We start from the raw sequence: 20334 nt of genomic DNA, 5'->3' as shown, positions 1-20334 counted from the left end.
TACCTGTCTTTCCCGTATGACAGGCTACATAAGGGTTCCAGTTAGGGGAAGGTCAAGGGCCTGTGCGCGGTAGATGCGAAACTCTGCAAAAAACCTGCACCTTTGACCTCCGGCAAATTTCGCATTTGCCTTTCAATTTAATTTGAGTCTAAAATTAAGCGAGGAGACAATTGGGGGGATTGCCGTGTTCGTCGGACTCGACCTGGGCACATCGGGATTGCGCGCGCTTGTGATCGACGCCGATCAGCGTGTCGTCGCAACCAGCGAAGCCAGCTATGACACCGCCCGCCCGCATCCGGGCTGGAGCGAGCAGGACCCGGCGGACTGGACCGCCGCCTGCCGCGCGGTCTTTGCCGCCCTACACGCCGATCACCCCGCGCTCCTGCCCGCGATCCGGGGCATCGGCGTCTCGGGCCACATGCATGGCGCGACCCTGCTGGACGACAAGGGCGCGGTGCTGCGCCCCTGCATGATGTGGAACGACACGAGAAGCGCCGATCAGGCCGCCCGCCTGGATGCCATGCCGGGGGTGCGGGACCTGTCCGGCAATATCGTCTTTCCCGGCTTCACCGCCCCCAAGGTGCTCTGGGTGGCCGAGAACGAGCCCGACATCTTTGCCCAAACCGCCAAGGTGCTTTTGCCCAAGGACTACCTCAATTTCTGGCTGACGGGCACCTATGCCTCGGACATGTCCGACAGCGCCGGGACAAGCTGGCTTGACGTGGGCGCGCGCGACTGGTCGCAGACCCTGCTCGATGCTTCGGGGATGCGCCGCGATCAGATGCCCGCGCTGTTCGAAGGCACCCAACCCATTGGCACCCTGCATCCCGACATCGCCGCCGATCTGGGCCTGTCCCCCGACACGGTCGTGGCTGCCGGAGCAGGCGACAACGCCGCAGCCGCCTGTGGCATCGGCGCGCTTTCCGAAGGCGACGGTTTCGTCAGCCTCGGCACCTCGGGCGTTCTTCTGACGGGCCGCGACAACTATGCCCCCAACGCCGCCAGCGCCGTGCACACATTCTGTCACGCTGTTCCGAACCGCTGGTACCAGATGGGCGTCATCCTTGCCGCCACCGACAGCCTCAACTGGCTGGCCCGCACTCTCAACACACCGCCCGCCGACCTTGCTACCACTCTCGGACCAACCATCGGCGGGCCGGGGCGCTTGCGTTTCCTCCCCTACCTCTCTGGCGAACGCACGCCCCACAATGATGCCGATCTGCGCGGAGCCTTCATCGGGCTTGATATCGCGCACGGCCCCCGCGACCTCACCCAAGCCGTGATCGAAGGCGTGTCCTTTGCCCTGCGCGACAATCTCGAAGCCCTGAAATCCGCCGGGGCCGACCTGCAAAGCCTGATCGCCATCGGCGGTGGGGCGCAGTCGCCCTATTGGGTCGAACTGATCGCCACGCTGCTCGACATGCCCATCGCGCTCCCGGCCAAGGGCGAGTTCGGCGCGGCCCTCGGTGCCGCCCGGCTTGGTCTCTGCGCCGCCACGGGCGCCGCGCCCGAGGCGGTCATGACCCGCCCCGAGATCGCCACCACGATCGACCCGCGCAGCGAACTGCGCGCCGCCTATGAAGACGCTTATGCCGCCTTCGCTTCCTCTTACCCCGCATTAAAGGCCCTGCAATCATGACCGAGTTTTTCAACGGCATCGCGCCCATCGCCTATGAAGGTCCCGACAGCCCCAATCCGCTCGCCTTCCGTCACTACAACCCGGACGAAGTCGTCATGGGAAAGCGGATGGAAGATCACCTGCGCTTTGCCATTGCCTATTGGCATTCCTTTGCTTGGGAAGGCGGCGATCCCTTCGGCGGTCAGACCTTCATCCGCCCCTGGCACCCTCAGGACCAGATGGCCACCGCCAAGATCAAAGCCGACGCCGCCTTTGAGATGTTCGACATTCTCGGCCAGCCCTATTTCTGCTGGCACGACGCCGATATCCGCCCCGAAGGCGACAGCTTTGCAGAAAGCCTGAAGAACTTCGAAGAGATCATCGCCTATTTCGAAGAGAAGATGTCGACCCGCAAGGTCAAGCTGCTCTGGGGCACCGCCAACATGTTCAGCCACCGCCGCTGGATGTCGGGCGCTTCAACGAACCCGGATCCGGATGTCTTTGCCTATTCGGCGGCTACCGTGAAAACCTGCATGGATGCCACGATGAAACTGGGCGGCGAAAACTACGTGCTCTGGGGCGGGCGCGAGGGGTACGAAACCCTGCTCAACACCGACATGGGGCGCGAGCTCGATCACATGGGCCGGTTCCTGAACATGGTTGTGGATTACAAGCACAAGATCGGCTTCAAGGGCACGATCCTTGTCGAACCCAAACCGCAGGAACCCTCCAAGCACCAGTACGACTATGACGCCGCCACCTGCTATGGCTTCCTGCAGAAATACGGGCTGGAGAACGAAGTGAAACTCAACCTTGAACAGGGCCACGCCATTCTCGCAGGCCACAGTTTCGAGCACGAGATTGCCACCGCCGCCGCCCTTGGTGTGCTGGGCTCGATCGACATGAACCGCAACGACTATCAATCGGGCTGGGACACGGATCAGTTCCCCAACAACGTCCCCGAGGTCGCGCTGGCCTATTACCACATCCTCAGGGATGGCGGGTTTGACACGGGCGGCACCAACTTCGATGCCAAGCTGCGCCGCCAGTCGCTGGACGCGCAGGATCTGATCGCCGCTCATGTCGGCGGCATGGACATCTGCGCACGCGGTTTGAAGGCCGCCGCCGCTATGATCGAGGACGGCGGCCTTGAGGACGCACTCAAAGCGCGCTACGCCGGATGGGAGACCCCCGAAGCGCAGGCAATGCTGAACAGCGATTTCGACACGATCTTCGAAAAAGTGAACAGTGGCGCCATCAATCCCGCACCGAAATCCGGGCGTCAGGAAATACTGGAAAACCACGTCAACAGGTTCGTCTGAAACATGTCCCAAAGGATCGCACCCCAAGATATCCGCCGCCATGTCCTTCGGGACGGGGATGTTTCGGTTGCGATCCTCAACCTTGGCTGCATCACGCAAGACTGGCGCGTACCCCACCGGGGCGCGCGCCGCTCGATCGTGCTGGGCTATGCCGACCCGGTCGCCTATCTCGACAATCCCGCCAACCTTGGCACCATCGTGGGGCGGGTCGCCAACCGCATCGGCAACGCGACCTTTGCGCTGAACGGAACGCGCTATGAACTGGACGCCAATATCGCGCCGCACATGTTGCACGGGGGAACAGGCGGGATCGGCAAACGCCTTTGGCAAATGGAGCCCGACGGCACAGATGCCGTGCAATTGCGCCTGACCTCCCCGGACGGGGATCAGGGCTTTCCGGGGCAGGCCAGCATCACGGTGACGATCACGCTTGCGGGCAACACCCTGACTTATGACATGGGGGCAGAGGTCGACCGCCCCACTCCGATCAACCTTGCCCAGCACAATTACTACAACCTCATGGGCCATGGCAGCGCGCGCGATCACGTTCTGCACCTGCCCGCAACCCACATCACCGAAACCGACGCCGACTCGATCCCCTCCGGAACCCTACTGCCCATCTCAGGCACCAGGCATGACTTCACCCGCCCCCGCAGCTTTGCCGAGGCCGACCCGGACGCACTTGGCTACGACGACAACTTTGCGCTTGATGCGCAGACCGCCACGCTGACCGCCCCGGATGGATTGCGCCTGAGGCTCGAAACCGATCAGCCGGGAATGCAGCTTTATTCCTCGCGCTACCTCGAACCGCTGCACTCCGCCCTGCCGGGCCAGTCCCACACTGCCTATGACGCGATCTGCCTCGAGGCACAACATTTCCCGGACGCGGTGAACCACCCACAGTTTGCCCCCATTATCGCCACCCCGGACGCGCCTTATCGCCAGCGCCTGACCCTGACCGTCGAGGCTATGACATGAGGTGGCTCCCCACCTTCTTCGCGCTCCTGTCTTCGGCTGCCCTCGCCGGGCCGCTCCCCGAGGCAAACGCAACCTTCCCCGAGCCTGACATGGCACGGGTCGAGTTGGGCCACCTGCTGTTCTACGACCCGATCCTGTCGGGCAACAAAAGCGTGTCCTGTGCCACCTGCCACCACCCGAGCCTTGGGACGGGCGACGGGCTGTCGCTTGGCTTTGGCGATGGCGCGGTGGGGCTGGGCATCGACCGGGTGATCGACGCCAACGACCCACCCGAACAACGCATCCCGCGCAACGCGCCCGCGCTCTTCAACCTCGGCGCGGCGGAATTCACCCGGTTCTTCCATGACGGCCGCCTCGAAAAGGACCCCACCCGCCCCTCCGGTATCCGCACCCCTTTGGGCGCAGAAATGGAGGTCGGCTTTGACAGCGCTTTGGCGGCGCAAGCCATGTTCCCCGTGCTCTCGGGCGACGAGATGGCCGGACATTATTCCGAAAACGACGTTGCACAGGCCGTGCGGCAGGGCTTTCTGACAGGCCCCGGCGGCGCATGGGACATCCTTGCCCAACGGATCGAGGCCATCCCGGACTACCGCGCCCGGTTCGATGTAATTCTTGGCCGCGGCACAGAGATCCAGTTCCATGACATCGCCAACGTGATCGCCGATTTCATCGCCTTCGAATGGCGCGGCGACAATAGCCCGTTTGACCGTTTCCTGCGAACCGGACGCCCCCTGCCCCCCGACGCCGCTGCCGGGTTGACCTTGTTCTACGGCAAGGCGCGGTGCGACAGCTGCCATGCAGGACAGTTCCAGACCGACCACGGCTATCACGCCATCGCCATGCCCCAGATCGGCCCCGGCAAGGCTGCGCGGTTCGAACGGCACAACCGCGACACGGGCCGTGCCCGTGTCACCGGCGATGACACCGACCTTTACCGCTTTCGCACACCGTCCCTGCGCAACCTGCCAGATACCGGGCCTTACGGCCATTCCGGCGCCTATGCCACGATTGAGGGCGTCGTGCGTCACCATATCGACCCGGTCGAGTCGCTCTGGGCCTACGAACCCAGTCAGGCGCTTCTCCTGCCCCCCGACTTTGACAGCGATTTCGCGATCATGTCCGACCCGGAGGAAATCGACGCCATCGCGGCGGCCAATGAACTGGCCCCGATGACGCTTTCCGATACAGAGGTCGACCAGATCGTCGCATTCCTGCGCTTTGCCCTGAACGATCCCGGCGCTCTGAATGCCCGCCTTGGCGTTCCGTCAGAGGTGCCCAGCGGCCTGCCCGTGGATCAGTAGGCCGCAACCGACAGCGCGTCGCCTGCCCGAACCACCAACAGCGCATGATTGACCGGCACCGCCGCCCAATCGCTCACCGCACCATCCGGCCAGATCACCCGCGCCATGGCCTCGGACACCGCGCCAAGGCCAAAATGCTCCGGCCCGGCCACGCCCCCGGCATGGCCACCGCCCACCGTGATCTCGCGCGCATGAACGCGGTCCCCGACGCGCAGTTCGATCCACGCTCCCACCGCATTCCGGTTCGCCCCATCCTGCAAAAGCGCAACCGACACCCAGTTGCCTGACGCCTTGGTCACGTTGCGATAAATCTCCATGGGCGCGCGGCGGTTCACCACCACGAGGTCCAGCAACCCGTCCAGATCCAGATCGACCAGCGCGGCCCCGCGGCTGCGCACCAATGACGCAACACCAGCGACATCGCCCTTTTCCACAAACGTCCCGTCGGGCTGCTGCATCAACAGCGTGTTTGGGTCCTCCATCGCCGCGTCCGGCATCTGTTCGACATTGCCCTTGGACAGGAAAATATCATCCCGTCCATCAAGGTCGATATCCCCGAAACTCGCGTGCCACCCGGTCGAGGGCCGCCCATCCCCGCCCAGATAGGGGCGGTGCGCCGTTGTGCCCATCTCGTAAGGCACATCCGCAAAGGCCGCCCCCGGCCCCTCAAGACGCTGCATCCGCTGATCCCCCATCGAGGTCAGGTACACTTCGGGCAGGCCGTCGAAATCCACGTCCCGTGACGCGATCCCCATGCCCCAGAGCATATGCGAACGCCAACCATCCTCCGCCCCCAACAGGCGCGGGACGACCTCCATCGCCCACATCTGTTCCGACCCGCCGCGCACGTAATAATGCCGGTCATTGCTCACCCTGAGATCGGCCCGCCCCATTCGGCCCCAATCGGAAAACAACATGGACAGCGCGCAATACCCCGGCCCCAGCAGGGACATGGCGTACCCGTCCCCCTCCGGGCGAAACAACGTATTGTCGTCACAGGTTTCAAACGGCCCCTTGGGGTCGTCCCGGTTCACATAGTTTCCGAATACCAGCGTCGGCAGGGTCTGCCCCGCCTCCCATGTCGCCGAAAACGCGGTGGTCCAGCGGTCGCGCCCGTGGAATCCCGGCGGCTCAAAGCGGGAAAACCCACACGCGCCATCGCCACGCAGCAACACATTCTCCCCCACCCGCAGAACGGCAAGGTCGATGTGGCCGTCACTATCGATATCCAACGGATAGGCCCCGATCACCCCCGTGAGCGCCAGCGCCGCAGGCGTTTCTGCCTCAAACACCATGCCGCCCCGGTTGCGCAACACCTGCGCCGGGTTGCTGCCCCCCGCGACATAGAGATCGGGCAGCCCGTCCGCGTCACAATCCATGACCGCCACACCGCCACCCACGTAATGTTCCCACCCTCCGGCATAAACATGTTGCGGCGCCGGCACAGGCTGAAATTCCGGCTCTGCCGCCCCAGCCACCGAGGCGCTCAGCACCAAGGCCGCACCAAATCTAACCCGCATGATCCGCCATCTCCGCCAGCGCCGCCTCGGACACCTTGTCCAGCGCATAGGCGGCGGCGCCCCGTGCCCACATCAGGTTGCCCCATTTGTGGATCACCACCTCGGGCGGCGCCTTGTCGATCTGCACGATTGACGCGCGGATCGCCTCGATCACCTCTTCCGCGTAAAGATGGCTCGCCTGCATCTGTTCCCCGGCCAGAATGATCAGCTCGGGGTCGAAGATATTGACAAGATTGGCCAGCCCCATGGCGAACATACGCCCGGCGCGGTCCACGATGGACTTGGCCACCGCATCGCCCGCCTGCGCGTCCCGCAACAGGGCCTCCACCGGCCGGCCGTCCTTGTCTCCACTGGCGATCATCGCCTCGCGCAACAGCGCGTAGTCTGCGACATAGGCCTCCAGACAACCGCGCTGGCCACAGCGGCACAACGCCCCGTCCAACTGCACCTTGGTATGCCCGAACTCGGCTCCGCAGCCACGCGTACCGCGATAGATCTCGTCCCCGATATAAAGGCCCATGCCCACACCGCTTTCGATGGTGACAACGATGAAATCCGAATGCCCCTGCCCCAGCCCGAATGTCTTTTCGGCCACCGCGACAAGGTTGGCGTCATTGTCGAGATAGACCGGGATCGACAGGGCATCACTCAGCACGCGCCCGAACTCGACATTACGCTGATCCAGCAGGGGCGACCAATGCACGAATCCCCGCGGCGCATCGACAATCCCGGCGATACCGACGCCCAGCCCGGAAATATCCGTCCTCTGGCGGTCGATTTTCCGGGCAAGCACCTCGACATGCGTGGCCAGTTCCCCGGCAAGCTCCTGCGCCTCGAACACGTTCTGATCAAGAATGACCTCGTGGTCGGCCAGCTGGTTGCCCTCGAAATCCAGAAGCACGAGCGAAATCGTCCGGTTCGAGATCTTGGCCCCCGCCACCAGATGCGCCGCGCCGCGAATCCTGAGGTCGACCGTGGGGCGTCCGCGCTTACCGTCCCGCTCGGGTGAGTCGCCCGGCACCTCTTCGATCAACCCCTCGCGCAACAACTCGGCGGTGATCGTCGTCACGGTTGCCCGGCTGATTCCAGTGTGATCGGCAAGATTGATCCGGGCAATACGGCGGTGCTTGCGGATTTCGCCCAGCAACACACGCCGCCCGAATTCTCTCTGATTCACAGACATTTAGGCTTGCCTTCCCTTGTCTCTCTTGGTCCGCAGGAGCCGCCCACCCCCGGCAAACCACCCCCTCTAATCAGCGCGGATATCGCACCTTTTGCAAGGTTAACCGATTTAATTTGATTTTCAAATTTAATACTCTAAACTGTCCTCAGCCCATGAAACCGTTCGCAAGGACAGCACCGGGCACAGAAATTGGGAGGACATCATGAAACTTTTCGCATCCGCGACGGCGATCATTGCCGGCGCGCTGATTTCAACCGCAGCCATGGCCGAGGACATGATCATCGGCGTCAGCTGGTCGAACTTCCAGGAAGAGCGCTGGAAAACCGACGAAGCCGCCATCAAGGCCGCACTGGATGCCGCCGGCGCCACTTACATCTCGGCCGATGCGCAAAGCTCGTCCGCCAAACAGCTTTCCGACATCGAAAGCCTGATTGCACAAGGCGCAGACGCGCTGATCATTCTGGCGCAGGATGCCTCCGCCGTGGGTCCGGCGGTGCAGATGGCCTCGGACGAAGGCATCGGCGTTGTCGCCTATGACCGCCTGATCGAAGACTCGCGCGCCTTCTACCTGACGTTTGACAATGTCGAAGTCGGCCGCATGCAGGCCCGCGCCGTGCTCGAAGCCCAGCCCAAGGGCAACTATGTCATGATCAAGGGCTCCCCAACCGACCCGAACGCGGATTTCCTGCGTGGCGGTCAGCAGGAAGTGCTGCAAAAGGCGATTGATAGGGGCGACATCACCATTGTCGGCGAAGCCTATACCGACGGCTGGGTTCCCGCGAACGCCCAGCGCAACATGGAACAGATCCTGACCGCCAACGACAACAAGGTCGACGCGGTCGTGGCCTCCAATGATGGCACCGCAGGTGGCGTTGTCGCCGCGCTGACGGCGCAGGGCATGGAAGGTATCCCGGTCTCGGGTCAGGATGGCGACCATGCCGCGCTGAACCGCGTCGCGCTCGGCACCCAGACCGTATCGGTCTGGAAAGACGCCCGTGACCTCGGCAAGGCCGCCGCGAAGATCGCCGTTCAGATGGCCGAGGGCAAAGGTCTGGCCCAGATCGACAGCTCGCACCAGTGGACCTCGCCCGCTGGCACCAAGATGCACGCACGCTTCCTCAAGCCGGTCCCGGTCACGCAGGACAACCTGAACCTTGTTGTCGACGCCAAGTGGATCAACAAGGAAGCCGTCTGCGCCGGCGCCACGATCGACTACTGCAAATAACCTTCGCGTCCCTCCGGGCCACCCGGAGGGACACCCCCCTTCTTTCCTGAACATGCAACATGGTATTCATGGGCGACACGACATGTGTGCGCACATCCGCTACCGCGCGGCCCGGCAACACCATGAGAGGGAGGCTGTTCACATGCAAAACGCGGCAAAAAAATTCTTTGCCAATCTCGGGATAGACATGCGCCTGCTCGGCATGATCGGCGCGCTTGTGCTGATCTGGCTGACCTTTCATCTGGCCACGGATGGGCGTTTCCTGACCCCGCGCAACCTTTTCAACCTGTCGGTTCAGACCGCCTCGGTCGCCGTCATGGCCACCGGCATGGTCTTTGTGATCGTCACCCGCCATATCGACCTGTCGGTCGGCTCGCTGCTTGGCCTGCTCGGCATGGTCATGGGCGCGCTACAGGCCAAGCTGCTGCCCGAGATCGTCGGGCTGGGCCACCCTTCGATCTGGATCATCACCGTGATCGCGGGCATCGCGCTCGGCGTCATGATCGGCGCATTCCAGGGCTGGATCATCGGCTACCTGACCGTACCGGCCTTTATCGTGACCCTTGGCGGCTTTCTCGTCTATCGCGGCGCCGCTTGGTGGGTCACGTCCGGCCAAACCGTTGCCCCGCTTGACCCCACCTTCAAGCTTCTCGGGGGCGGTGCCGAAGGCACGCTGGGTGAAACCCTGAGCTGGGCCCTCGGCATTATTGCGGCCGTCGCCGCCACCGCGGTCATGCTGATGAGCCGCCGCACCAAGGCCCGCCATGGCATCGCCGTGAAACCGGCCTGGGCCGAAGGCACGCTGATCGCTCTCGTGGTCGCCCTGACCGTTGGCTTTGCGTGGCTGATGAACTCTTACAAGGTGCCCGACCGCGCCGCCGCCCGCATTGCCGAGGCCCGTGGCTGGAACGTGCCGGATGACTTCACCATGAATCACGGCATCGCCATTCCCGTTGTGATCCTGCTGGCGGTCGCAATCACCATGACCATCATCTCGCGCCGCACCCGGTTTGGCCGCTACATCTATGCCACAGGCGGCAACCCCGAGGCCGCCGAACTGTCCGGCATCAACACCCGCCTGCTCACCGTGAAAATCTTTGCCCTGATGGGCGGTCTCACCGCCATCGCCGCTGTTATCGCTTCGGCGCGGCTCGGGGCCGTGGGCAATGACCTTGGCACGCTCGATGAACTGCGGGTCATCGCCGCAGCCGTCATCGGCGGCACGGCGCTCGCCGGGGGCTTTGGCACCATCTATGGCGCCGTGATCGGTGCGCTGATCATGCAGTCCCTGCAATCGGGCATGGCCATGGTCGGTGTTGATGCGCCGCTGCAATCCATCGTCGTCGGCATGGTGCTTGTCCTCGCCGTCTATATCGACATCGTCTATCGCCGCCGGACCGGCAGCTAAGAGAGGAGAGAGACACATGGAAACCCAAACCCCTCTCGTGGAAATGCGCGACATGCACATCTCGTTCGGCGGGATCAAGGCCGTGGATCACGTCTCGGTCGATCTCTACCCTGGCGAAGTCGTGGGCCTTCTGGGTCACAACGGCGCCGGGAAATCCACCCTGATCAAGATCCTCTCCGGGGCCTACAAGGCCGATGGCGGCGAAATCTACGTCAACGGTGAAAGAGCCGAGATCCACAACCCGCGCGACGCGCGACGCTACAACATCGAAACCATCTACCAGACGCTTGCGCTGGCCGATAACCTCGATGCCGCCTCGAACCTGTTCCTCGGGCGCGAACTTGTCACGCCCTTCGGCTTTGTCGATGACGACGCGATGGAGGCCGAATGCCGCAAGATCATGGGCCGCCTCAACCCGAACTTTCAAAAGTTCAACGACCCGGTCTCGGCCCTCTCGGGTGGCCAACGCCAATCGGTCGCCATTGCCCGCGCCGTCTATTTCAACGCGCGCATCCTGATCATGGACGAACCCACCGCCGCGCTTGGACCGCACGAAACACAAATGGTGTCCGAGCTGATCCAGCAGCTGAAATCCGAAGGCATCGGCATCTTCCTGATCAGCCATGATATTCATGACGTGATGGAGCTGTGCGATCGCGCCAGCGTGATGAAAAACGGCCAGCTTGTCGGCACGGTCAAGGTTGATGATGTCACCGATGACGACCTTCTGAGCATGATCATCCTTGGCAAGAAACCCGAAGGCGTAGAGTGCTGAGGGGCATGAAGAGGCAAGCGTCATGACTTTTCTTGTGGGCGATGTCGGGGGCACCAACACCCGTCTTGCACTGGCCGATGCGTCCGGCCTGCGCAGCGAAACGTTGCTGCGCGCGCCAAATGACGATCACGCCAGCCTGCTCGACGTGATCGCGCGGTTCCAGGACGAACAGGATTGCGCCGGGGTTGACGCCGTCTGCATCGCCATCGCCGGCCCTGTCTCTCAGGGGCGGGGGCGGCTGACCAACCGAGACTGGCATATCTGCGCGCGCGAGGTCGCCGCCCAAGTCGGCGCAGCGCGCGGGATGCTGATCAATGATCTCTCGGCTCTCTGCTATGCCCTGCCCCAGCTCTCCCCCACCCCGATCAGCGGCACGGCGCCCCCGGATAACAACCGCCAAAGCCTTGTCGTGGGCATGGGCACCGGGTTCAATGTCGGGCTGACCAAGCCGGGACCGGCAGGCGGGATCACCGTGTTCGAGGCCGAGATGGGCCATGCCGAACTCCCGGCTTCGGTACGCGACACCCTGTCTGCGTCGCTTGGCACGGCGGCGGCGGGGTTCACCACGGTCGAAGATGTGTTTTCCGGACTGGGGCTCGCCCGGCTGCACGAGGCGCTCTGTGGCCGGGTTCTGAGCGGGCCGGAAATCATGCAGGGCTATGTCACCGGACAGGATCGCGACGCGGCGGCCACGATCACGCTTTTTGCCCGCGGGCTGGGACAGCTCTCGCGCGCTCTGATCTGCCAGTACCTGCCCGGGGCTGGCATGATCTTTGCCGGAAGCACCGCGCGCGGCATCCTTGGCTCTCCTGCGCTCGACGCCTTTGCCGAGGCCTATCTCGCCCCCGGCATGGAGGTGGTCCGCCCCGCCGATATCCCGGTGTCGGTCATCACCGATGACGGCGCGGCGTTGCATGGCTGCCTGCATCACCTGATGCAGGCAGGCTGACGCGCCTTGCGGCCCGGCGGTTCTGATACCGACACGATACCGACGTGATACCGACGCGGGTTTTCCGGGGTCACTGCACTGGGAAGATCACGTTGGTCTGCCCGGTGCCCGAGCTTGGGAAATACTCGGTCACGACCTCGCATTTGGCGTCATAACTGTCCCAGCCCAGCGCGCCATAAAGCATCGCCGTGTCATGCATCGACCCTTCTCCACAGCAATACTGCGCGTATTCCGGCAGCATCTTGAGGAAGGTCGCATGATCCCCGCGCTGCCACATATCCAGCACATGCAGGTCCATCTGGCGATTGAACTCGCTGGAAATCGTGAAGGTGCCATTGTTGGCGGCATAGTCCTTGTTGGCCCATATCTTGTGGGACAATGACCCCGACGCCACAAGCAGTACCTTGCTGTCACTCTCTTCCACTGCCTTGCGGATCGCCTCGCCCACGATGCGGCTCTCCTGATGATCATGCACCGTGGCCCAGGCTGCGACGCTGACCACCTTCATGTCATGCTCGCGGCTCATGAACCGCATCGGCACCAGCGTTCCGTATTCCAACTCCAGCGAGTCCAGATGATGCGCCAGCGTGTAAGCCCCCATGTCACTAGCCTTTTTGGCGATCGCGGCCCCCAACTCCGGGTTGCCGTCATAGCCATAGGGCAGGTTCTGAATGAACTGCGGGAACTCGTTGGACGTGAACAGCCCCTCGAACCGTGTGTTGGCATTGATGTGGAACCCGGCATTGATCACCCAATGCGTGTCACAGATCACCACCGTGTCCGCCCCCAACGCCTTGGCGCGGCGCGCAATTTCGCGGTGCCCGTCAATGGCGGCCTGCCGCTTGCCCTTGACCGGTCCCTCCTGCTCGGACATGAGCATGGTGGGGACATGTGTCATCTTGGCAGCCAGTACGATTTCACCCATCTGTTCCTCCCTTGGCGATGGCGGGGGTGAGGGGCCAGCCCCTCACACTCCCCGGGATATTTCTGGCAAAAGGAAGATGTCAGGCCCCCAGACGCATGATCTTGTGCGCCCCGGTGGCAAAGCCCACGTGCTTTTGCTCCATGTAAAACTCAAACGACCAGTCGCCCCCATCACGCCCGATCCCGGACGCCTTGACCCCGCCAAAGGGCGTGGGCAGGTGGCGGACATTCTCGCTGTTGACCCAGATCATCCCGGCCTCGAGCTTGTCCGTGAATCGCAGCGCGCGGGTGAGGTCATTGGTCCAGAGATAGCCGGTCAGCCCATAGGCCGTGTCATTGGCCATCGCCAGAGCCTCTTCCTCGGTCGAGAACGGGATCGAAGTGAGCACCGGACCGAAGATCTCTTCCTGTGCGATGCGCATATCATTGGCCGCATTGGTGAAAAGCGTCGGGCGCACGAAGTAGCCCGCATCGCCAACGGTCTCGCCACCCGCCGCAACCGTGGCGCCATCCTGTTTCGCGATATCGAAATAGGAGGTGACCTTGTTGAAGTGTTCCTCGGTCACAAGCGGCCCGATTTCCGTCGCCGGATCCAGCGGATGGCCAACCTTGATGTTGTTCACCCGTTCGATCAGGCGCGCTTCGAATTCTTCCTTGATCGTGTCCTGCACCAAGAGGCGCGAAGACGAGGTGCAGCGTTCGCCGTTGATCGAGTAGATCATGAAGATCACCGCATCCAGCGCGCGTTCAAGATCGGCATCGTCGAACACGATCACCGGGTTCTTGCCCCCCAGTTCAAGGTGCATCCGCTTGAGCGTATCCGCCCCCTGCTTGGTGATGATGCTCCCTGTGCGGCTTTCACCGACAAAGGCAATCGCCTTGATCAGCGGATGTTCGGTGAGCGCCTTGCCCGCCTCTTCACCAAACCCGTTGACGGTATTGAGCACCCCCGGCGGCAACCCTGCCTCTTCGGCGATCTCGACCAAAAGTCGCGCGGTCAGCGGGCTGGCTTCGGCCGGTTTGTGCACCACGGTACAGCCCGCCGCGAGGGCCGGTGCGATCTTCCACGTGGATAGCATGAACGGCGTGTTCCATGGCGTGATCACCCCGACCGGGCCAATCGGCACGCGCGTGGTGATGTTCATCAGGGTCGGGCTTTTGAGGTGTTGGCCATCCCGCGCCTGCACCACCTGATCCGCGAAATAGCGAAAATTCTCTGCCCCCCGCAACGCCGCCTTGGACATGAAGCGCAGGGTCTGGCCGGTATCCCAGCATTCACACAGCGCGATTTCTTCGGCGCGCGCCTCGATCGCCTCGGCCACATTGATCAGGATCTTGCGCCGCTCGGTCGCGGGCATGTCGCGCCAATCGGCAAAAGCGTCCGAGGCGGCCTGCGCAGCGGCGTCGATGTCGTCACGCGTGCCATGTGCCACATCGCAGATCACCGACCGGTCGACCGGAGAGCATGTCTGGAACACCCCCGCCCCTCCGGCGCGATCCGCGCCCGCGATCCGGTTCGCAATTCCACCTTCACGAAACCGCGCGAGATAACCTTGCAGCTTGTCGACATTCTGCTCAAGGACGGCCATGGCCCCCTCCCTCTGCTTGACATTACCAGCACCGGACGGCTGCGTCCGATAATTGTTGTCATGTTAAGCATTTTTGGAAAGACCTGTCAACGGTGCAGCTGACTTGCCTGCTCAAACCCTTTACAAAGCAGCATTTCCGGCGACACCGCACCAGGAATCAAAAAGGCCCACCGCAAGCGGCAGGCCATTGAACTCAGAGGTTTTCTGAAATCTCAGTGCGTCCACGGACCCTTGCGGTTCGTTGCGAAGTTTTCGCCATATCCACCGGGGCGGATATTGGCCTTGCGCTTCTGAGGCTCCATCACCTGCGCCTCGATACCTTTTTCGCGCGCGTATTCGACGGCGGCTTCTTTTGTGGCAAAGCGCATCTTGACCTGGCTTTGGGTGTCTCCCGATCCGGTCCAGCCCATCAAGGGGTCAATGTCGCGTGCTTCCGAGGGCCCGTATTCCAGTATCCAGGTCTTTGTTTTTGCGGTGCCCGACGACATGGCGGTGCGGGCTGGCTGATAGATACGCGCAATCATCGCAATCTCCTTGCTTCTGGCGCTTTATCCCGGATTCCACGCGCTGCGGCAAGGGGCAGTTTGCGGGTCGCTTTGCCGCAACTGCACAATCTTTGAACCAACTTGGCGATGGAAAGCTTGCAAGCAGTGCGGAACGCCAACCAAACCACGGGGAGCGAGGGGTGTAATGCGGCCTGTACCGGCAATCCTGTCGCACTGCTTGCACTGACGAGACTACCCATTTCTGCGTATGCGACGCAAGACCGTCAGAAGAAAATTACCCCAACCACCCGCAAGCTTTTCAAAAACTTCAAAACCGGCCATTAATGTTGACCAATTCGTGAGAAATCCGGCTTACCTTACGTCATTTTAGGTCCGAAACGGCCCTGAACGTCCACCCAAATGTTGCTCAATTGCCGCAAGTGCACAATGCAACTATTTTGCAGGGCGTGCCGCCACGTGAATTGACGCCTAAAAGCATCACCTCAGACGAATCTTTTGCATGCAAACAATCACGGTTCAGAGCGCCCAAGAGCCTGTCGGGCAAATCCCCCTTGAACCAGAACAAAAAGAGATCAAATCTAGGGCCAAGCGAAAGGAATCTCCGATGATGGACGCCGCCGACGCCCCGATCCTGAACACCCCCGCGCCGGATGTGAAAAACCGCCCCAAGCTCGAGGGTGGCAAGCGCATTGTCATGCAGACCGATTTTTCCCCCGCCGGGGACCAGCCCACCGCGATCAAGGAACTGACAGCCGGTGTTCTGGATGGCGAGCGCAACCAGGTGCTTCTGGGCGCGACCGGCACGGGCAAGACCTTTACCATGGCCAAGGTGATCGAGGCGACCCAGCGCCCCGCCATCATCCTTGCTCCGAACAAGACACTGGCGGCCCAGCTTTACGGCGAGATGAAGGGCTTCTTCCCCGACAACGCGGTCGAGTATTTTGTCAGCTTCTATGACTACTACCAGCCCGAGGCCTATGTCCCGCGCTCGGACACCTACATAGAAAAGGAATCCCAGATCAACGAACAGATCGACCGGATGCGCCACTCCGCCACCCGCGCGCTTCTGGAACGAGATGACGTGATCATCGTCGCCTCGGTCTCGTGCATCTACGGGATCGGCTCGGTCGAGACCTACGGCGCCATGACGCTCGATCTCAAGACCGGAAATGAGTATGACCAGCGCAAGGTCATGGCCGACCTCGTTGCGCAGCAATACCGCCGCAATGATCAGGCGTTTCAGCGCGGCTCGTTCCGGGTGCGCGGCGACAGCCTCGAGATTTTCCCCGCCCACCTCGAAGACCGCGCCTGGAAGCTTTCCTTCTTTGGCGAAGAACTGGAAAGCATCACCGAATTTGATCCCCTCACGGGCGAGAAAACCGACACGTTCGACCAGATCCGCGTCTACGCCAACTCGCACTACGTCACGCCCAAGCCCACCATGCAGCAGGCGATCATCAACATCCGCAAGGAACTGCGCACCCGGCTCGACCAATTGGTGAACGAAGGCAAGCTGCTCGAAGCCCAGCGCCTTGAACAGCGCACCAACTTTGACCTCGAAATGCTCGAAGCCACCGGCGTCTGCAACGGGATCGAGAACTATTCCCGCTATCTCACGGGGCGCGCGCCGGGCGAGCCGCCCCCCACCCTGTTTGAATTCATCCCGGACAACGCGATTGTCTTTGCCGATGAATCCCACGTTTCGGTCCCCCAGATCGGCGGCATGTACAAAGGCGACTATCGCCGCAAGTTCACGCTGGCCGAACACGGCTTCCGCCTGCCCTCCTGCATGGACAACCGCCCCCTCAAATTCGAGGAATGGGACGCCATGCGACCGCAATCCGTCTTTGTTTCCGCCACCCCTGCCAGTTGGGAGATCGACCAGTCCGGCGGCGTCTTTGTCGAACAGGTCATCCGCCCCACCGGCCTCTTGGACCCCGAGGTCGAAATCCGCCCCGTGGAAATGCAGGTCGACGACCTCCTTGACGAGGTGCGCAAGGTCTCTGCCAACGGCTTCCGCACGCTGGTGACAACGCTCACCAAGCGTATGGCCGAAGACCTCACCGAATACATGCACGAACAGGGCATCAAGGTGCGCTACATGCATTCCGACATCGACACGCTGGAACGTATCGAGATCCTGCGCGACCTGCGCCTTGGCGCGTTTGACGTGCTGGTCGGTATCAACCTCTTGCGCGAAGGGCTCGACATCCCCGAATGCGGCCTCGTCGCCATTCTCGATGCGGATAAAGAAGGCTTCCTGCGCTCCGAAACCTCGCTTGTGCAAACCATCGGCCGCGCGGCGCGCAACGCCGAAGGCCGGGTCATCATGTATGCCGACCGCATCACGGGTTCGATGGAACGCGCCCTTGGCGAAACCAACCGCCGCCGCGCCAAACAGATCGCCTATAACGAGGAACACGGCATCACGCCGGAAACGGTGAAGAAAAACGTCGAGGACGTTCTGGCCGGGCTGTATCAGGGCGACACCGACATGAACCGCGTGACCGCCAAGATCGACAAACCCCTGCATGGCGGGAACTTGGAAGCTGTTTTGGACGGGTTGCGCACCGACATGCGCAAGGCGGCGGAGAATTTGGAGTTCGAAGAGGCCGCGCGTTTGCGCGACGAGATCAAGCGGTTGGAAGCGGTCGATCTGGCCGTCGCCGACGACCCAATGGCGCGTCAATACGCGGTTGAGGCCGCGGCGGAGAAAGCCGTGGGCGCCAAGGGGCGGTCAACGGCTGGGCGGGCTGGGCAGCGTGGGGGGAATGTGAAGAGGCGGGGGCGGTGACTACAGGTAATCTCTATGGTACGCTCCACCTAAAGGAGAATCACTCGTGAAAAATGACTATGATAGAAACGTAACTCTGCTTTGCCCCACCTGTGCCTCCGACGAATTAGTCTGTTTAGATCAGTCTGAAACCGTACACAGCCAATACCAATGCAGATCATGTGAAGCGGAATTCTCCTACGCTGATATTAGAGACTCAAATTCTGAGAGAATAGAGGCCGCCGTCGAAGAAATGAAAGCTGAAATAGTTTCGGACATAAAAAAGGACATTGCTAAGATGTTCAAAAACTAAAATGGAATCCAGCGACTACATTGCCCTAGGTGCCTTGCTGCTGTCCTTTGTAGCAATTTGGCAAACAAGAAAGGGTCAAAAATCACAGGAACGCTTGACCGATAGAGAAGTCGAACTTGTTCGACGACAACTGGCGGAGTTTGAAAACATTGAACGAGCTTCCAAAGAAGCGAACGTATCAGCACGCCTCTATTCGTCATCCAAAAATAATTGGAAACTTCGCATCTTTAACACTGGGCCTGCCGATGCATGCAACGTGGATGTAGAAATTGTTTTGTCCGAAGGCAGTATGTTATCGAAAAAATGGTTGGAAGCAAAGCTTCCCCTCAAGGTTATGGAGAAAGGCGCAAGCGTGGACATCAATGCATTTGTTCATTTGGGTTCCGCTGCAAAAGAAGAAATATTAATAAAGTGGGACGATCCTTCGGGAAAGAGTCGCGTTAAGAGAGTTGAAGTCACGCTCTAAATCAGCATTCCAAGTTAAGCCATCAACGCACCCCACGCGCCCGACCCGAGGGTGGGTGCGGAACGCGCCCGCCCATGGGGGCGGGTCGGGCGCGTGCATGATGCTTTGCATCATGCATTGGTGAGAATGGAGAGACCACCTCACGACACAAACCCGGCACAGGAGCGTCCCTATCGCGAAATGCCATGCATGTCGCTTGGCTGAAATCGCCGCCCGGTCGACACAAACCGCAAAACCGACTACCCTGCCCCCCATGCGCCGAGCCGTCTTCGCCCTTACCCTTGCCTACGTGATCCTCTTCACATGGGCATGGATCGACACCGTCAACGCCTCGATGGACGCGGCGGGGCGGGGCATGGCGCTTGGGTTCATGACCATCGGGATCGGCATCACCGCGCTTTTCGTGATCCCCGCCCTGATCATGGCGCTCAACAACAAGGCGCTGAAATGGGCGCTTGGCCTCGCCCTCACCCCCGCCGCACTGCTGCTCTTTGCGATGATGTCCAGCGTCGTCTGAACTAAAAGGGCGCCCCCCGGCGCCCTTCCCTCAAAAATCAAAGATGTCTTCGAGAAACCCGCCCATCTTTTTCTTCTTGCGCGGTTTCCCGCGATATTCTTCGCGGTACTCGTCCCGATGCTCACGCGGTGGCGGAGGCGCAGCAAACTCCCCCGAGCGCTCGATGATCTTGTCCAACTCGCCGCGATCCAGCCACACGCCCCGGCATTCCGGGCAATAGTCGATCTCGACGCCGTTACGGTCCGCAATCACCAGCGTTGCACCATCCACGGGGCATTTCATAAGCATCTCCTCCTTTTCTGTTCCCCATCAACATGGGCGTTTCTCCGCCCGCTTTCATCCGCAAAACTGCGTAGACCCCGGCCACTCTTGCCCGACTCACCCGTTCGGTGTCACACTTCGCCCATCACGAAACCCAAGGGGCGCTCCGGTTGCGCCCATGAAAAACAGGCATCAGAACGCGGCCGCGGCGCCCTCCGTCTCTGGAGGACACCATGCCCATTGCATCCCGCCTCAAGCATCACCTCGACGCCCATGGCTTTCCCTTCGACATGCTTCCGCACCCCTATACGGCGACCGCAAGCGAAACCGCCGAACAGGCGCATGTGCCCGGCGATCACCTTGCCAAGACCGTGCTGATCCACATGGAGGAAGGCCCCTTTGCCGCCGTCATCCCCAGCCACCTGCACGTCGACCTGCACCAGTTGCAACAAATGATGAACCGCCGCCTTGGCCTCGCCCCCGAAGAGGAGCTGGCCGAAGTGTTCGAGGATTGCGAAATCGGCGCCGCGCCGCCCGTGGGCGTGGCCTATGGCATTCCCACAGTGCTCGACAAATCCATGATGGGGCTCGACGAGGTCTGGTTCGAGGCCGGCGACCACCGCACGCTCGTGCACATGTCAGGCCACCATTTCGACCGCCTGATGAGCGACGCCAAGCTCGGCTCGTTCAGCTGCCACTAAAGCGC

Annotated in this window: 19 protein-coding genes; 13 read left to right on the top strand and 6 right to left on the bottom strand. The window is 61.7% G+C overall.

Going from position 1 to position 20334, the window contains the following annotated elements:
* The first annotated feature begins 184 nt into the window (after positions 1 to 184).
* Genes xylB through ACS3QZ_RS19120 form a run of 4 tightly spaced genes read left to right on the top strand, consistent with a single transcriptional unit; the run spans position 185 to position 5219 of the window.
* The gene (xylB, locus tag ACS3QZ_RS19135; protein WP_456039254.1) at positions 185 to 1639 is read left to right on the top strand and encodes a xylulokinase; all 1455 of its coding nucleotides are present in this window, start codon (positions 185 to 187) and stop codon (positions 1637 to 1639) included.
* Positions 1636 to 2940, top strand: coding sequence for a xylose isomerase (gene xylA / locus ACS3QZ_RS19130; RefSeq protein ID WP_456039253.1), 1305 nt, complete (start codon positions 1636 to 1638; stop codon positions 2938 to 2940). Before xylB ends, xylA begins: the two co-directional genes overlap by 4 nt.
* A gap of 3 nt (positions 2941 to 2943) precedes the next feature.
* On the top strand, positions 2944 to 3918 hold the full coding sequence (locus tag ACS3QZ_RS19125) for an aldose epimerase family protein (RefSeq protein WP_456039252.1): 975 nt from the start codon (positions 2944 to 2946) through the stop codon (positions 3916 to 3918).
* Positions 3915 to 5219, top strand: a complete 1305-nt coding sequence (locus tag ACS3QZ_RS19120) for a cytochrome-c peroxidase (RefSeq protein ID WP_456039251.1) — start codon at positions 3915 to 3917, stop codon at positions 5217 to 5219. The genes ACS3QZ_RS19125 and ACS3QZ_RS19120 overlap by 4 nt, the downstream gene beginning before the upstream one ends.
* On the opposite strand, the gene ACS3QZ_RS19115 is transcribed toward ACS3QZ_RS19120, so the two are convergent.
* Both ACS3QZ_RS19115 and ACS3QZ_RS19110 read right to left on the bottom strand, forming a co-directional pair.
* Complete coding sequence (locus ACS3QZ_RS19115; RefSeq protein ID WP_456039250.1) at positions 5213 to 6739, bottom strand: CRTAC1 family protein; 1527 nt, start codon at positions 6737 to 6739, stop codon at positions 5213 to 5215. The two genes, ACS3QZ_RS19120 and ACS3QZ_RS19115, sit on opposite strands and share 7 nt — an antisense overlap.
* Positions 6729 to 7922, bottom strand: coding sequence for an ROK family protein (locus ACS3QZ_RS19110; RefSeq protein WP_456039249.1), 1194 nt, complete (start codon positions 7920 to 7922; stop codon positions 6729 to 6731). Before ACS3QZ_RS19110 ends, ACS3QZ_RS19115 begins: the two co-directional genes overlap by 11 nt.
* A gap of 202 nt (positions 7923 to 8124) precedes the next feature.
* On the opposite strand from ACS3QZ_RS19110, the gene xylF reads away from it, so the two are divergent.
* The 4 genes from xylF (at position 8125) to ACS3QZ_RS19090 (ending at position 12279) form a co-directional block, all read left to right on the top strand.
* Positions 8125 to 9147 (top strand): D-xylose ABC transporter substrate-binding protein, encoded by a 1023-nt coding sequence (gene xylF / locus ACS3QZ_RS19105; protein WP_456039248.1) that lies wholly within the window; start codon positions 8125 to 8127, stop codon positions 9145 to 9147.
* A gap of 142 nt (positions 9148 to 9289) precedes the next feature.
* On the top strand, positions 9290 to 10555 hold the full coding sequence (locus ACS3QZ_RS19100; protein ID WP_456039247.1) for a sugar ABC transporter permease: 1266 nt from the start codon (positions 9290 to 9292) through the stop codon (positions 10553 to 10555).
* A 16-nt stretch (positions 10556 to 10571) separates the two neighbouring features.
* Positions 10572 to 11330 (top strand): ATP-binding cassette domain-containing protein, encoded by a 759-nt coding sequence (locus tag ACS3QZ_RS19095; RefSeq protein WP_456039246.1) that lies wholly within the window; start codon positions 10572 to 10574, stop codon positions 11328 to 11330.
* A gap of 22 nt (positions 11331 to 11352) precedes the next feature.
* Positions 11353 to 12279 (top strand): glucokinase, encoded by a 927-nt coding sequence (locus tag ACS3QZ_RS19090; RefSeq protein WP_456039245.1) that lies wholly within the window; start codon positions 11353 to 11355, stop codon positions 12277 to 12279.
* 70 nt (positions 12280 to 12349) lie between these two features.
* Here the strand turns inward: ACS3QZ_RS19090 and hpaD are convergent, their stop codons facing one another.
* The 3 genes from hpaD to ACS3QZ_RS19075 all read right to left on the bottom strand — a co-directional run bounded on the left by hpaD (position 12350) and on the right by ACS3QZ_RS19075 (position 15316).
* Complete coding sequence (hpaD, locus tag ACS3QZ_RS19085; protein ID WP_456039244.1) at positions 12350 to 13204, bottom strand: 3,4-dihydroxyphenylacetate 2,3-dioxygenase; 855 nt, start codon at positions 13202 to 13204, stop codon at positions 12350 to 12352.
* A 79-nt stretch (positions 13205 to 13283) separates the two neighbouring features.
* Positions 13284 to 14792, bottom strand: coding sequence for a 5-carboxymethyl-2-hydroxymuconate semialdehyde dehydrogenase (gene hpaE / locus ACS3QZ_RS19080; protein ID WP_456039243.1), 1509 nt, complete (start codon positions 14790 to 14792; stop codon positions 13284 to 13286).
* Between the two features lie 212 nt (positions 14793 to 15004).
* The gene (locus ACS3QZ_RS19075; RefSeq protein ID WP_456039242.1) at positions 15005 to 15316 is read right to left on the bottom strand and encodes an ETC complex I subunit; all 312 of its coding nucleotides are present in this window, start codon (positions 15314 to 15316) and stop codon (positions 15005 to 15007) included.
* A gap of 589 nt (positions 15317 to 15905) precedes the next feature.
* Between ACS3QZ_RS19075 and uvrB the strand changes: the two genes are divergently transcribed.
* The 4 genes from uvrB (at position 15906) to ACS3QZ_RS19055 (ending at position 19367) form a co-directional block, all read left to right on the top strand.
* Entirely contained in the window at positions 15906 to 18092 is a 2187-nt protein-coding gene (uvrB, locus tag ACS3QZ_RS19070) for an excinuclease ABC subunit UvrB (RefSeq protein ID WP_456039369.1), read from the top strand.
* 46 nt (positions 18093 to 18138) lie between these two features.
* Entirely contained in the window at positions 18139 to 18384 is a 246-nt protein-coding gene (locus ACS3QZ_RS19065; RefSeq protein ID WP_456039241.1) for an ECs_2282 family putative zinc-binding protein, read from the top strand.
* Position 18385: 1 nt separating this feature from the next.
* Positions 18386 to 18850 (top strand): hypothetical protein, encoded by a 465-nt coding sequence (locus ACS3QZ_RS19060; protein ID WP_456039240.1) that lies wholly within the window; start codon positions 18386 to 18388, stop codon positions 18848 to 18850.
* Positions 18851 to 19046: 196 nt separating this feature from the next.
* Positions 19047 to 19367, top strand: a complete 321-nt coding sequence (locus ACS3QZ_RS19055) for a hypothetical protein (RefSeq protein WP_456039239.1) — start codon at positions 19047 to 19049, stop codon at positions 19365 to 19367.
* Between the two features lie 30 nt (positions 19368 to 19397).
* On the opposite strand, the gene ACS3QZ_RS19050 is transcribed toward ACS3QZ_RS19055, so the two are convergent.
* Positions 19398 to 19649: a TFIIB-type zinc ribbon-containing protein gene (locus ACS3QZ_RS19050; RefSeq protein WP_456039238.1), complete on the bottom strand. Its 252-nt coding sequence runs from the start codon at positions 19647 to 19649 to the stop codon at positions 19398 to 19400.
* A gap of 212 nt (positions 19650 to 19861) precedes the next feature.
* Here ACS3QZ_RS19050 and ACS3QZ_RS19045 point away from each other — a divergent pair, with 212 nt between their 5' ends.
* Positions 19862 to 20329, top strand: coding sequence for an aminoacyl-tRNA deacylase (locus tag ACS3QZ_RS19045; protein ID WP_456039237.1), 468 nt, complete (start codon positions 19862 to 19864; stop codon positions 20327 to 20329).
* The last annotated feature ends 5 nt before the right edge of the window (positions 20330 to 20334 follow it).

This window comes from Shimia sp. W99, assembly GCF_053851455.3.
The sequence above is the reverse complement of the archived record's forward strand: the minus strand, read 5'-3'. Positions and strand labels throughout refer to the sequence as shown.